Source organism: Varibaculum cambriense (genome assembly GCF_022133705.1).
GTDB classification, from domain to species: domain Bacteria; phylum Actinomycetota; class Actinomycetes; order Actinomycetales; family Actinomycetaceae; genus Varibaculum; species Varibaculum cambriense_A.
Map to the genome: position 1 here is coordinate 37,109 of NZ_JAKNHJ010000002.1, position 13,198 is coordinate 50,306.

At 52.6% G+C, this 13,198-nt stretch carries 12 protein-coding genes and 1 tRNA gene; 11 read left to right on the plus strand and 2 right to left on the minus strand.

Translation table 11 applies throughout. The features are described 5' to 3' along the window. The first annotated feature begins 85 nt into the window (after nt 1-85). From L0M99_RS01080 to L0M99_RS01100, 5 genes are all read left to right on the plus strand, one after another. Complete coding sequence (locus L0M99_RS01080) at nt 86-1,339, plus strand: SHOCT domain-containing protein (protein WP_238127476.1); 1,254 nt, start codon at nt 86-88, stop codon at nt 1,337-1,339. A 3-nt stretch (nt 1,340-1,342) separates the two neighbouring features. Further along, complete coding sequence (locus tag L0M99_RS01085) at nt 1,343-2,893, plus strand: hypothetical protein (RefSeq protein WP_238127477.1); 1,551 nt, start codon at nt 1,343-1,345, stop codon at nt 2,891-2,893. Between the two features lie 74 nt (nt 2,894-2,967). After that, entirely contained in the window at nt 2,968-4,425 is a 1,458-nt protein-coding gene (locus L0M99_RS01090; RefSeq protein ID WP_024059491.1) for an aspartate aminotransferase family protein, read from the plus strand. Then, the gene (locus L0M99_RS01095) at nt 4,422-5,468 is read left to right on the plus strand and encodes a class II aldolase/adducin family protein (protein WP_024059490.1); all 1,047 of its coding nucleotides are present in this window, start codon (nt 4,422-4,424) and stop codon (nt 5,466-5,468) included. The genes L0M99_RS01090 and L0M99_RS01095 overlap by 4 nt, the downstream gene beginning before the upstream one ends. A 59-nt stretch (nt 5,469-5,527) precedes the next feature. Continuing rightward, on the plus strand, nt 5,528-6,937 hold the full coding sequence (locus L0M99_RS01100) for an aldehyde dehydrogenase family protein (protein WP_024059489.1): 1,410 nt from the start codon (nt 5,528-5,530) through the stop codon (nt 6,935-6,937). 88 nt (nt 6,938-7,025) lie between these two features. Here the strand turns inward: L0M99_RS01100 and L0M99_RS01105 are convergent, their stop codons facing one another. After that, entirely contained in the window at nt 7,026-7,511 is a 486-nt protein-coding gene (locus L0M99_RS01105) for a beta-class carbonic anhydrase (protein WP_024059488.1), read from the minus strand. 151 nt (nt 7,512-7,662) lie between these two features. On the opposite strand from L0M99_RS01105, the gene L0M99_RS01110 reads away from it, so the two are divergent. The 4 genes from L0M99_RS01110 to L0M99_RS01125 all read left to right on the plus strand — a co-directional run bounded on the left by L0M99_RS01110 (nt 7,663) and on the right by L0M99_RS01125 (nt 10,486). After that, nucleotides 7,663-7,735: transfer RNA gene (locus L0M99_RS01110), tRNA-Ala, on the plus strand. Between the two features lie 662 nt (nt 7,736-8,397). Continuing rightward, the gene (locus L0M99_RS01115; protein ID WP_006681218.1) at nt 8,398-8,589 is read left to right on the plus strand and encodes a hypothetical protein; all 192 of its coding nucleotides are present in this window, start codon (nt 8,398-8,400) and stop codon (nt 8,587-8,589) included. A gap of 565 nt (nt 8,590-9,154) precedes the next feature. After that, nucleotides 9,155-9,835: a GNAT family N-acetyltransferase gene (locus tag L0M99_RS01120; protein ID WP_024059485.1), complete on the plus strand. Its 681-nt coding sequence runs from the start codon at nt 9,155-9,157 to the stop codon at nt 9,833-9,835. Nucleotides 9,836-9,988: 153 nt separating this feature from the next. After that, complete coding sequence (locus L0M99_RS01125) at nt 9,989-10,486, plus strand: PTS sugar transporter subunit IIA (protein ID WP_038109233.1); 498 nt, start codon at nt 9,989-9,991, stop codon at nt 10,484-10,486. A 301-nt stretch (nt 10,487-10,787) separates the two neighbouring features. Here L0M99_RS01125 and L0M99_RS01130 read toward each other — a convergent pair whose 3' ends face one another. Next, nucleotides 10,788-11,609, minus strand: a complete 822-nt coding sequence (locus L0M99_RS01130; RefSeq protein WP_024059483.1) for a hypothetical protein — start codon at nt 11,607-11,609, stop codon at nt 10,788-10,790. Between the two features lie 152 nt (nt 11,610-11,761). On the opposite strand from L0M99_RS01130, the gene L0M99_RS01135 reads away from it, so the two are divergent. Next, complete coding sequence (locus L0M99_RS01135; RefSeq protein WP_024059482.1) at nt 11,762-12,085, plus strand: hypothetical protein; 324 nt, start codon at nt 11,762-11,764, stop codon at nt 12,083-12,085. A gap of 1 nt (nt 12,086) precedes the next feature. Beyond that, nucleotides 12,087-13,196 (plus strand): VIT1/CCC1 transporter family protein, encoded by a 1,110-nt coding sequence (locus L0M99_RS01140; protein WP_038109231.1) that lies wholly within the window; start codon nt 12,087-12,089, stop codon nt 13,194-13,196. Nucleotides 13,197-13,198: the final 2 nt, after the last annotated feature.

The following is a 13,198-nucleotide window of genomic DNA, read 5'->3' on the forward strand; positions in this document are numbered from 1 at the left end:
GATCCCTATCTGTGGCGAGCTTCACCGCCGGCCCATATAATTTTTCTATAGGTTAGTCCCAACTCATTACCACTGGAGGTTCCAGGTGGGTTTCATTCAAGCGTTTACCGGCTCGATCGGCGGTTCCTTTGCGGATCAATGGCAAGACTTTTATGCTCCTCAACCGGGCATCTCTCCCACTGCAGGCATTTTTTCGGGCGTTCCCCTGGGCACGAACAATGCCCGTGGCTCCAACACTCGCGGCAGCGCCAATGTAATCACTAATGGTGCTCGAGTGATCGTTCCCGAAGGAACCGCTCTGGTGACCATGCAAGAGGGGGCGATTACTGGGCTGATTACCCAAGCAGGCGGATATATATACTCCAATGACGACCCCAACTCGAAATCAATTTTTGTTGGTGACGGTGTAAAGGCTGCTCTAATCAAGCAGTCGTGGGAACGTTTTAAGTTTGGGGGAATACCCGCAGCTCAGCAGCTCTTCTTTTATGTGAATCTGCGTGAAATTCCCAATAACAGGTTCGGTACCCAATCTCAGATTTATTGGGATGATGCCTACCTCGGTACCCAGGTAGGGGCGATAACCCGCGGCACCTATACCCTGAGAATCGTAGATCCGATTCTGTTTATCAAGAACTTTGTGCCCGTTAACTATCTGGTGGCGGGAGCGCCTCAGTTCGATTTTTCGGATATGGATAATCCTGCGGGAGAACAGCTCTTTAACGAGGTTGTGAGTAGCTTATCGGCGGCATTCTCGCACTACACCAATGATCCCAGTCGCGGTAACCGTATGAGCGGCATTCAAGCTGATCAGATCGGTTTCGCTTCCTCCTTGTCGCAGGCGGTTGAATCGGGCTACCAGTGGAGCAGTGTGCGCGGCCTCGAAATCGTAAAAACCGCGATTTTAGCAATCGAATATGACGAGGGTACGCGGGCGCTTCTTGAGGACGTGAAGAAGGCAGATGCTCTGGCAGGTTCGCGGGGTAATACCTTCTTCCAGCAATCCGCTGCGCGCGGTATCCAAGCTGGTGGCGAGAACGGTGGTGGTGCCGGGTTGGCGTTCATGGGTATGGGGATGGGCGCGGTGGGCGCGGCTTCGCAGGGAATGCAGCAGCCTACGGAGCCTAGTTCCTATCACCCTAACTTTGCGCAACCGTTGCCAGCGCAGCCGGTAACTGCAACGCCACCTGAGACATCGGCTGCGGCAGGAACTTCTCAGCCAGGGAAGCAACCGGCAGAAGACCCCACTACCAGGCTGCTAAATCTGAAGAAACTCTTGGACGCGGGGGTCATTAGTCAAGAGGAGTTCGACCGAGCAAAATCAGACTATTTGGGATTCTAGGATATGGGTGACCCAGGCTACCTAGAGCCAGAGGGGAAGCCCGCAGCGTTTAGGGCTGACCCTAAGGCCAGGAATGGGCAGTTCAAATGCCCAAAATGCGGCGCAACCGACATTGTCACCAATTGTCAGACCGGCAGGTTGCGGTGTTGTTATTGCCGCTACGAGTTTTCACCACAGTTGCTGCCCACCAATGAGGATATCGCGTCATTACGTGGGGTAACCACGGGGTTAGGGTCGCAAGACATTATCGTTAACTCCTCTGAGGTGCTGACCCTCAAATGTGAAAGCTGCGGAGCAGAGGTGGTGATCAACACTGCCTACGCGATGCAGGCGCGCTGTCACTGGTGCCGCCATAGGCTGTCGATTAATCAACAGGTGCCTAATGGGGCAGTTCCGGACGCGATTTTGCCTTTTACGGTTACCAGGGAGGAAGCGAAGAAACAGATCGCAGAGTTTGTGGAAAAACGAAAATTCTTCGCGCATCCCGCTTTCACCAGACAGTTCACTGCAGATAATATTTCCGCAGTCTATTTCCCTTACTTCATTTCCGACATTAATGCCAACGATCGCCTGTCGGGAACCGGCGGGGTGGTGGTCAGGAAATATACCGTCAAGCGGGACAATCGCCGGGAAACCCGATATGACGTTGATGAATATCAGGTAGAACGCGACTTTGATATCGCTATCGATGACCTCACCATAGAAGCCAGCGCCGATAAGTTAAATGTGACGGCCAAAGATAAAACCACAAATGTCATTAACGCGATTATGCCCTATGACACCAAGAACTGTGTCAGGTACAACGCCAACTATTTAAGAGGATGCACCGCCGAAAAACGCGATATTGATATTAGGCAGGTGCGCCCTCTGGTTCGCACGCAAGCACAAGATATTGCCAGGTTGTCGGCAAATAAGACGCTACGCAGATACGACTATGGGGTATCTTGGAAAAAAGAGGATTTCGCAATCAATGGCGAGTCATGGTTATCTGCTTATTTTCCAGTCTGGCTTTACAGTTACCTGCAGGTAAGTGGTTCTAAACGGCAATTGCATTATGTGGCAGTTAACGCTCGCACGAAAGAAACTATGGGTAGCGTACCTATAAACATGACCAAACTGATTGTTACTTCTTTCCTGTTCGAGTTTTTTAGTTTCTTCCTGGCACTGTTCTTAGGTAGTGACTTAGTTGGCTGGGATGATGATTTTCGCTGGCTGCTACTGATACCGGGGTTGTTCTTCTTTAGCTTCGTGTATATGAAATACCGAAACGCGGGGGAGCGGCACGCCTATGAGGTGGAAACCAAACGAAGTGTGACCAACCTGCGGGTAGTGGATAAATTCTCCAGACACCGCTATGGCTTAAAGGGGTCTAGGATTGCTGGGGGTAACAACCAGGTGATATATGGACGCAGGAACCATAAAGGTTTAGAAAGCATCCCTTACGATCTGCTTAATAGCAGCATAGATGTAAAGCAGTTACAAGAAAAAGCTGAGAAACTTGTACAGCAGGGGAAAAACCTGTACCAAAACCGCCCCGGGCAGTCTGATCATTGACAGAATTGTCTTTGAGGATTAATCTAAATCACACTGTTGTGAGTAAGCGCTCACATTGTCTAATGGGGGTCAAAATGGATATCAATCGTCCAGGAGCGCGACAGGTAACGCGCGAGCTAGATGAGCTAATCAAACAACCGGTTTACTCGATTTCTCCTTCTGCTTTACGTGAGTATGAGGACGAATATTTTGCAAAAAAGTGCACCAAATCGCGGACGATGATTCGGGAAGCACAGGAGGTTATCCCGGGCGGGGTGCAACATAATCTGGCGTTTAACCATCCCTTCCCCCTGGTATTTACGGGCGCTAACGGCAATAAGCTGACTGATCTGGACGGTAATGAGTATCTGGATTTCCTGCAAGCGGGCGGACCCACCGTCCTGGGGTCTAACCCCCCGCAGGTGCGGGAAAAAGTTATTGACTTACTTAATACTTGCGGCCCCTCCACCGGGCTTTTCCATGAATATGAGTACCGTCTGGGCGCGCTAGTGCGGGATCTGATTCCCTCCGTGGATATGTTCCGCGCTTTCGGCTCCGGAACCGAGGCCTGTATGGCCTCCATCCGGGTGGCGCGCCTAGCCACTAAGCATCGCCACGTCCTAAAAATGGGCGGCGCCTACCATGGCTGGTCAGACCAGCTTGCCTACGGTATCCGAATTCCGGGGTCAAAGTTCACCCAGGCCAGCGGGATTCCCCTGCGGTGTATGTCGCTGACTGATGAGTTCTTCCCCGGTGACCTAGAAGATCTAGAACGCAAGTTAAAACATAAGAAACTCACTGGCGGCACCGCGGCGATTATGATCGAGCCGATTGGACCGGAGTCCGGCACTCGCCCGATTACCCAAGAATTTTTACGAGGCGCGCGGACGCTGGCGAACAAATACGGGGCGCTACTTATTTTTGACGAGGTCGTGACCGCCTTCCGGATTTCTGAGCATGGGGCGCAGGGTTACTTTGGTGTAATGCCGGATCTAACCGTGTTCGGTAAAGTAATCGCCGGTGGCTATCCCTCTGCAGGGGGTCTGGGAGGACGCAAAGAGTATATGCGCTACCTCGCCGCGGGGATCCAAACCGGAGATAAAGTAAAGAAAGCCCTGGTCGGGGGAACCATGACCGCAAATCCGTTGTCTTCGCTGGCCGGTTACTACACCATTAAGGAGATCGCTGAGACCGCGGCGTGTGACCGCGCCGCCAAGATGGGGGATCGCTTAACCGATGGTCTGCGCGCCCTCATCAAGCAATATCGCCTGCCGTTTGTAGCGTTTAACCAGCGCAGCGTGTGTCACCTAGAGACCGTGGGGACTATGCATTTTGCGATCAACTGGAAGAAACCCTGGGAGATTCCGAATGTTTTGAAAGCGACCAGCCAGCGGAAGAAAGAAATGGAGCATATGGGCGCGGCCTATATGGCAGAAGGCATTGTGACTTTGGCCGGATCGCGTTTGTACACTTCCGCTGCCTATAACGAAGAGGATATCGACCGGGCGCTTGCCGCCTTCGAACGGGTATTCCAAAAGGTGGTAAAGCTGTGAACTGCGACGAAGATACCAAGCGCGCGAAACTAGTTGAGCTTTCGCATCAGCTGCTTTCTGATGGGTTAGTGGTGCGCACCTGGGGTAATTTTTCGGTGCGCGGCAGCGCGGACGACTTTTTGATTACCCCCTCGGGGCGCCGTTACGAAACCATGACTGAGGAGGAGCTGCCTTTATGTACCGGCTCTAAAGATTGGTCTGGCCCGTATAAGCCTTCCTCGGAGTATCCGATGCACGCCCTCACCTATCGGTTATTTCCGCAGGCGCGGTGGGTGATTCATACCCACCAGCCCTATGCCTCTGCGCTGTCGCTGGCGAAAAAGGATTTCCCGCTGGACGAAGAAGCGCAAGCAGCATTGGGACAAGAGGTGCTGCCGGTGGCTCCCTACGGGTTGCCCTCGACGAAGAAGCTACACCGCGGGGTGGAAGAAACCCTGCAGCGCACCGGGGCGCAGGTGATTTTGATGAAAGCCCATGGCGCCATGATTTGGGCTGAAAGCGCTGAGGGGGCGCGGCGGCTCGCAAATGCTTTAGAAAAGGTAGCCAAGGATTTATATCAGCGCGAGCTCTCCTGCTTGCCGCCGCTGCCGGCGCGTTCGCTTACTTCCCGGCGTGAGGGGGAGGATGACGCCCTAGTCTGGGGTGATGACCAAGGCCGCCCTACCACCCCCGATGCGGCCACGCAGACGAATCACTCGCGGATCTATCAGGAGCGCCCCGATGTCGGCGCCATTATTACCTGTCACCACGCAGAGGTAGCGGACTTTTTTGGAGGAAAACTACCTGCCTACCTGGATGATTTTGCTCAGATTATCGGGCTGAAAGCTGATGGAACTACCCGAGGGAATGCGGTGCTGACCAACACGGCGGCCTATTGCCTCGGCGCGGATCTGGATGCTGCTCATAGCGCCCAGATAGTGCTAGAAAAGAACGCCTTAGCGGCGCGTTACGCCCGCGTTTGCGGGGCAAAGCCGTTAAAAAAGGCGGAGGCGCTGTTGATGCGGGAAATCTATCGCCGTAAATATTCAAAACAGGCTAGTTGATAGCAAAATAATAGGGAACCGGATAGGAAGTAGGTGTTAGGAAGTAGAAAGGGGCAGGCATGAGCAGTTCGCAAGAGCAAGCCATTAGGCGGGCGGTCGAGAGTGCTCGTAGCTGTTTTAACGCCGGAACTACGATCCCGATATCCGGGCGGCAGAAAAATCTAACTGCCCTGTTACGGGAAATAGAAAAATCACGAACAGAGATTTATAGCGCCCTCAAGCAAGACTTGAACAAGAGTCGTACCGAAGCCTATATGAGCGAAATTTCCCTGGTGAAAGCAGAAATAAGACATCTGCGGCGTCGCCTACCTTGGCTGGCGATGCCTCGCTCGAAACTACCTGCCCTTTCCCAACTTCCCGGGTGGTTGCAGGTGCAACGCGAACCCTACGGGGTGGTGTTGGTGATGAGCCCTTGGAACTATCCTTTCCAACTCACGATGGAACCTATTGCTGCTGCTATCGCCGGCGGAAATACGGTGGTAGTCAAGCCCTCTGCCTATACCCCGCATACCTGTGAGGTGATTGAAAAAATCTTGCGCCGCGCCCTCCCGCCCGGAATGGCGAGCGTTATCCGTGGTGGTCGCGCCGAAAACACCGCTCTGTTAGAGCAACGCTTTGACCATATTTTCTTCACCGGCTCCCCGGCGGTAGGACGGGTAGTAATGGAAGCCGCATCCCGATACTTGACCCCGGTAACGTTGGAGCTGGGCGGAAAATCTCCCTGTTTTGTGGATCGCACCGCCGATATCGAAAAAGCGGCACGCAGGATTCTGTTCGGAAAACTGCTTAACGCAGGGCAAACATGCGTCAGTGTCGATTATGTTTATGTACACGAGGACGTGCGGGAGCAGTTAATCGCTGCGTTGCAGGCGGGAATCGCCCGCGCTTTGCCGAGTGAGCAATACCGAAAATCTGCGTTTGTAAAAATCATTTCTCCCAAGCATTTTTCGCGCCTGTCGGGGCTGCTAGCGGAACAAAGACTATTGGGCGCGAAGGGAGGAGGCCACGCGGAAGATTTTCTTGACCGACAAACCCAGCAGATCAAGCCGGTGATCGTGGATAATCCTTCCTGGGATTCTCCGGTGATGTCGGAAGAAATTTTTGGTCCGATTTTGCCGGTTCTTCCTTTTACGGATCTGGAAGCAACTTTGGCGGACTATGAAGAGCGCGAACACCCCCTGGCGCTGTATATCTTTACGAAAGATCGGGGCTTTGCCCGGCAAGTGATGAGTAAAGTGAACGCCGGGGGAGTATGTATCAATGACACTTTGCTCCATATGAGCTCTTCGAAGGCGCCTTTTGGGGGCGTAGGTAACTCGGGGATGGGAAATTATCACGGAGACTGGTCGTTTAAGGCCATGACCCGGGAGCAAACGGTTCTCCGTAAATCTTGGCTTTTTGATATTCCGGTGCGTCACCACCCCTATGGAGAGAAATCTTTGAAAATCCTCCGTTCCCTGCTGCGTTAGCACCTAGAGGGCGGTGGAGCTAAGTGACGCTACCCTTTCATTACTGCAACAGGTAGTAATGGCAGCGTGCGGGAACATCTGTTCCGGTCTAGAGGGTTACTTCCTCTAGGCGTGCAGTCTTTACGTCGAGGACGAATCCGCGGACAGCGCCTCCTACAAAGGGACTGTCTAGCAGTTTCTTCATATTGTTTCTAACTGATTCGCGCACGTCCTTGAAGCCTCCGGGTTTCCAGGTGGGACGCTGCCCGGTGTCTTTTTCGAGTTCGGCGAGGAATACTTCGTCATTGGTCTTCGACATTCCGCAATCGGTGTGTTGAATCAGCATCACGTACTTGGTTCCCAAGCTGCGCTGGGAGGCGGCGAGGGTGCGGATGGTGTCGGGGGTGACCAGGCCGCCGGCGTTGCGGATCACGTGGATTTGTCCGGGTTCCACCCCCAGCATAGTTTCCACGTCGATCCGACAATCCATGCAGGTTACTACCGCTACCTTCATCTCGGGTAGGTGGGGGGCCTCTCCGGGAAACTTTTCGGCGTAGGCGGCTTCATTCTTTAATAACTGCTCGATGGGATCCATGGTTGCTCCTGTTTTTCTGATGGTTAGTTAAATGGTATTAAATCTGCCTGGTTGGCGGGGGCGTAACCAAGTCATTTTTCTTGAGCGCAATCCCACACCCTCATAGTTTGCAAATTTGTCTGTTACCAGCCTAGGCTTTTGAGAGTACCTAGGGGCTATGGCGCAGTTGGTAGCGCGTCTCGTTCGCAATGAGAAGGTCAGGGGTTCGAATCCCCTTAGCTCCACTGAAGGGACGCTCATTTTGATACAAAGTGGGCGTCCTTTTGTATGCCCGAAATCTGAACGAAAAGCCAGGTCAGAGAGGATTTGGTTTCGTCTGGTCTGTTGGGCGGTGCCTGCAGGTAGGGGAGTAGGGCAGCCGAATTTCGGGTACTCGTGCTGCCTGGTGCGTGCCCGCAGGTCTGTCTTGGACATGCGGAAGGACTGCTTGACGTACCACAGGTCGTGGCAGGAACTGATCACCTCCCGACTTGCACAGTTTTTGTGTGTCATTTCGCCAGAGCATTGAGGATGTGACGCCAACTTCGAAATTTTATTCGTGCGCCGCAGCTCCGCGTTCTCCTGACGCAAACGCTTGAGTTCGGCGCTTTCCTCAGTGGAAACCCGAGGACGGACTCCGGCATCCACACGCGCTCGCATCACCCAGCGCCGAAGAGGTTCCCTCGACGTCCCCAACTTCATCGCGGTATCGGCGATCACGCGGGTTTCAGACACTCCCAGATTATCCCGCAGACGATCCTCAACAAGCCTGACAGCCCGCTCCCCAAAAGCTTTTATATAGTTCCTTGGCATACGAAATCCTCTCACAAAAACCTCGGAACAAAACCCGGTATGCTTCAACGCCGAATCCTTGCTGTGCGGGGGGAACCTTGTGAGATACTAAATTATGACTATCGCTGAATGGATTGTGCTCGCGGTTCTCGTGCTAGTTGGATTTGCCATTTGGTGGCATTTCTCTCTGCGAAGGAGAATTGACAAGAGAATGCATGAAGCTCCGCCCGAAGAGCGTGAAGCTTTGATGAAAGTTCAACGAGATATTGATCGTGGCAAGGCGGCGCGCCAGGGATTCTTCTTCTAGGTACCGTAGGCTGCGACTCGTCTACAAGGAATGTCTGATGACTGGGCTTGGCCAGGATCGCGCTAACCAGAGACCTGTTGCAGCCAAATTAGTTGATCCGTCTGTGTGAGTATTCGGTAGTCACGATAGGGCGCCCAACGCATGAACTTTGGGTTCGGACACGAGAGTTCTTCTCGGAGGTCTCTTGATACCCTAGTCTGCGCTCTGTGGGGCTACTCGTTCGAGAACGAGATCCGGGTCAACGCCGGACGCACTCACTTCGATGAGTCTTTCACCACCCTCTCAGCACAATTGAATCGAGTAGTTCTTAGTGAGTGCTGGGATCTGTGCAGAGTATGAAGAAATCCAGAACATAAGAATAGACCTGCAAGGAGACCCCATAGGAGTTCTTGAAGGAGCGATTGCAACTATGGGAAGAATTGGGACTATCCCGGAAGAAATCTCGCAACGGTATCAAAAGTACATAGACCTGGAAATCTTACAACCCTAAACCTAGAGTCAATAAGATAACCTGCGGACTATCACCAGTAATAATCCTAACTAGGTTTTGGGCTAGGGTTGAGGGGTGCAGATCGAGTATCAAAACCACCTGGAACCGGGGCAGGAAGAAATCCTAGTTCGTGAACTTTTGGAACAGGCTTTTGGCCCTGAAGAACTGGGGGAGCCGGAAGATTTAATCGCCCAGCTGCAGACGGGGCAGTTTCAGACTTTATCCGCGTGGGAGGGGACGCGCCCGCTAGGGGCAGCGATAGCATGGCCGGCAACCAGCGAAGTGACCTTGCTGAGCTGGCTGGCGGTTAGTCCCCGCACTCGCGGTCACGGGGTGGGCTCTAAACTCTTCCGTCAAGCGATTTCCGCTCTGGAATCTAGCAATAACCCCCTGTTGATCCTGGGAGAAATTGAGGATCCGCAGCTCCACGCGCCCTCGGAAGATAGAGGGGATCCGCAGCGGCGTTGGGCTTTCTACCAGCGCCTGGGAGCAAAACACCTGGACTTTCCTTTCGTAATGCCGCGCCTTAGCGCGGATGTGCCAGTGGGGGAGGATATGTGGCTTATCAGTTTCGGAGGACGCGCTCACGCGAGGATCGAGGATAGTACCGGCAGTCTTGCGGGGCAAGGCTTGGGTCGTCCTCTAGAAAAATTCTTGAAAACCTACCTAGCAGATAGCGGCGAAATCCGGAACGCCGACGGAAAATACCGCGAAGAGATTGAAAAAATGCTGGCAGCCGCCGCCAATCTAGATTAATCCTCTGGAGAAAATCTAATGCTAACGCCCCAACGTTACCTGTAGTGATTTGACGCGGTTTTCGCTTGCTCGGAAATAAGGTTTTCCTGGAGGGCGCGGGCGGGCTAGGCTGGTTTAGGGAAGATGGTTTTCTTTTGGTAGTGGGGTGAATCAGTGGAAGAACAGTCCGTGCAAGTGGGTGCGCCGATTCCCGGGCGCATAGTGAGCTTGCGGCAGGTACCGGATTTGGTGTTCTCCGGCATGATTGTGGGGGCGGGGGTAGCCTTGCGTCCGCTGCCGGGATCGAAAGAAGTCACTGCGGTAGCTCCCATTTCGGGGCGCTTAGTTAAGTTGTTTCCCCACGCCTTTATGATTACCAGCGGGGAACAAACGGTATTAGTGCATTTAGGGATCGACACGGTAAAGATGCGGGGGGATGGTTTTAGCTGTCACGCCCTCGAAAATGAAATGGTTAAAGCCGGAGAGCCCATAACCACTTTCTCGGTTAAACAAATTGAAAAGGCGCGCTACTCGCCGCTTTGCCCGGTGGTGGTATTGGATTCCACCCCCTCTGACCTGGAAAAGCTCCGTGCGGAAGGCAGTCAGGTCGAAGTTGGGGATTTACTGTTTGAAATTAGCGCTGCTCCTGCCGGAGATCCCAATCAGTGGTGACCCCTGCACCCTGGTTCCCGTAGACAGAGAGTGGGGGCGGATTCCTTTGGAATCCGCCCCCACTTTTGTTCCCCATCTCAAGCAAATAAGGAGATATCAATACGCTCAATCCTTATTGCTGGTATTAACTCTAAGCTACGTTCCTGGAAGGGAATATAAACGAACCTGGAAGTAGCCTCTACGTTTGGTAAAGACTGCAGATCAAAACGGTTCCTGAACGATTTCTCTATTTTTCCCAAGAAGTTTCTGGAAGCTAAAAGCGCTGGTAGTGGCAATAAAATGTAAGTTATTGTTTGTTAACTTAGTGATCTGCAGGTGGCACTAGGCGACTAACCCAAGCGACTATCTGGTCACGTAGAAAATCAACTTTTTCCGCATTCGCGAAACTGCCATCAGGTTTGCGGTAGTTGGCAGGAAGCTGTCCGTAAAGGCTGAGCTTTTCTAGGAACAGTAATTCGCAATTGGGAGGTAGCAGCGCTTGAGGATCCTCAATTAGGGGCGCAAACCACTGGGAAGCCAAGGTTTGGGGGTCTACTACAAATAAAGCTGGGAGCGCAATATCGTGCAGTAACTTCTCGGTGTCGACCATGGTTAGTTCCGCCAGGGTACGTTTGCCGATTACAAAATAAGGCCGACCCTCACCTTGGTCATTAGGAATCCGAGTATGCCCTACCCGCTCTAATTCAGCTAGTTGGGAGGAAGAGAACACGTCCTCCCAAGGAACCTCGGCGGGGCCAAGAATCGGGGCGGTTAATACTAGCGCCTGTACCTTATCTGGCACGGCGCGTAACGCTACCAAGGCACCCGACCCATCTGCATGCAGCACCTGTTGGTCAAAACCGCGTTCAGACAACCAGCCACAAGCTGCCTTTAGATCCTCGATCTGATTTTCCAAACTGATCACATCATCCGAGCTATTTCCACAACCCGAAAAATCTAATTGCAAAGTGCTATACCCAGCAGCGCGATAGGATTTTGCGAAGGCATCAAACCATCCTAACCCGTGCCGATCAAGCAAAAACGAATGCGCGAAAATCACTGCGCGGTTACTGGCGTCCACTGGAACTACCAAGTCGGCCGCCAAAGTTACCCCTCGAGAAGTGGGGATGCTGATTTCACTCATATATCCACCGTAAACGGTGAGGCATAAAAAATGTTGTGAAAAAATACAAAAAAGACTTAAGGGAAGCTTTTGCTATTTCCGCATAAGACCGTGATAGATCCGTGAGATAGAATAGCTAACAGTTGGGCTAATCGACATGAAAGGTGTTGACCGTGGGGAAAAAACTGTTGACCGTCCTCGGTATTGGTGCTGGTATTGCGCTAGTTTGCCGCGAAATTCGTGAGAATCCAGAGGGTGGGGTAGCTAAAACCGTTAACGCGGTGACTTCCAATCCCCAGGTACGCCGGGCAGGGGATGCCACCAAGCAAAAAGCTTCCGAGATTTTTCGCCGTCAAGGGGAAGCTGTTACCGACAAGATTGCGGATGCGGTCAAAGAACGAATCTTTGGAGTAACGCCGGCCAGTAAATCGGAACCGGAATTTGTAGATGTTGAGATTGAGGAAATAACCGTTGAAGGACCGGATTCCCGACTCTAAAATGACTGACTCAGTTGTTAATAGTGCAGATACTGATTCAGGTAAAGTATCTGCAGTTTCCAAAAAACAACTGCGGCGGTGGCGCAAATATCTCGCGGAAGAACGTCTAGAGGCTGATACTTACCGCTACCTAGCACGGCGGCGGAGCGGAGATGAACGGGAAGTTCTCCAAGAATTATCAATCGCCGAAGAACGCCACGAGCAGTATTGGTTAAATCTATTGGGAGAGGACGCGCTCCCTACCCCCCGGGCAAGCATGCGTTCGCGCCTCCTCAATTTTTTCACTCGGATTTTCGGAACCATCTTTATGTTGGCGATGATGCAGCGGGCAGAGCAGCGTCACGACTATGAGGCTGACCTGGATGTTCCCAAAGAAATGGTCGCGGATGAAAAAATTCATTCCGAGGTGGTGCGAGGCTTAGCAGCCCGCCAGCGTGCCACAATTTCGGGTAGTTTCCGAGCAGCGGTTTTCGGCGTCAACGATGGCTTGGTGTCTACCTGTGCCCTCATTTTGGGTATTTTTGGTACTGGAGTTTCTAAAACCACCATTATCGCTACTGGTTTGGCCGGATTGCTTTCGGGAGCGTTGTCCATGGGGGCAGGGGAGTACGTTTCGGTACACTCCCAAACTGAACTTTTGGCTTCTTCTTCACCCGACCCTGAGTCCGAGCACGCCATCGATAAATTGAATATGAATGAAAACGAATTGGCGTTAGTGTTTCGGGCACGGGGAGACGATGCCGAAACTGCAGACCGGAAGGCTGCTGCCGCTTTTTCCAAGATTAGAAAAGGTGGACATGCCTATTTAGAGTCGAATAGTCAGGAATACGAAGAAATCGGTACCGGTATGAAAGCGGCGATTTCTTCATTTACTTTTTTCGCTATCGGAGCGTTCATTCCGCTTTTCCCGTTTTTGCTGCCAATCTCGCCCCTGCAAGGTGCGGTAGTGGCCGTGATTTTAGTAGGTTTGGCGCTAGTGATCGTGGGCGGAATTGTGGGGCTATTGTCGGGAGTGAATCCGGCTCCGAAAGCATTGCGACAACTCTTGATTGGGTATGGAGCCGCGGGAGCCACCTATCTGTTGGGGTTAGGGATCGGCACCCAGCTCTAAGC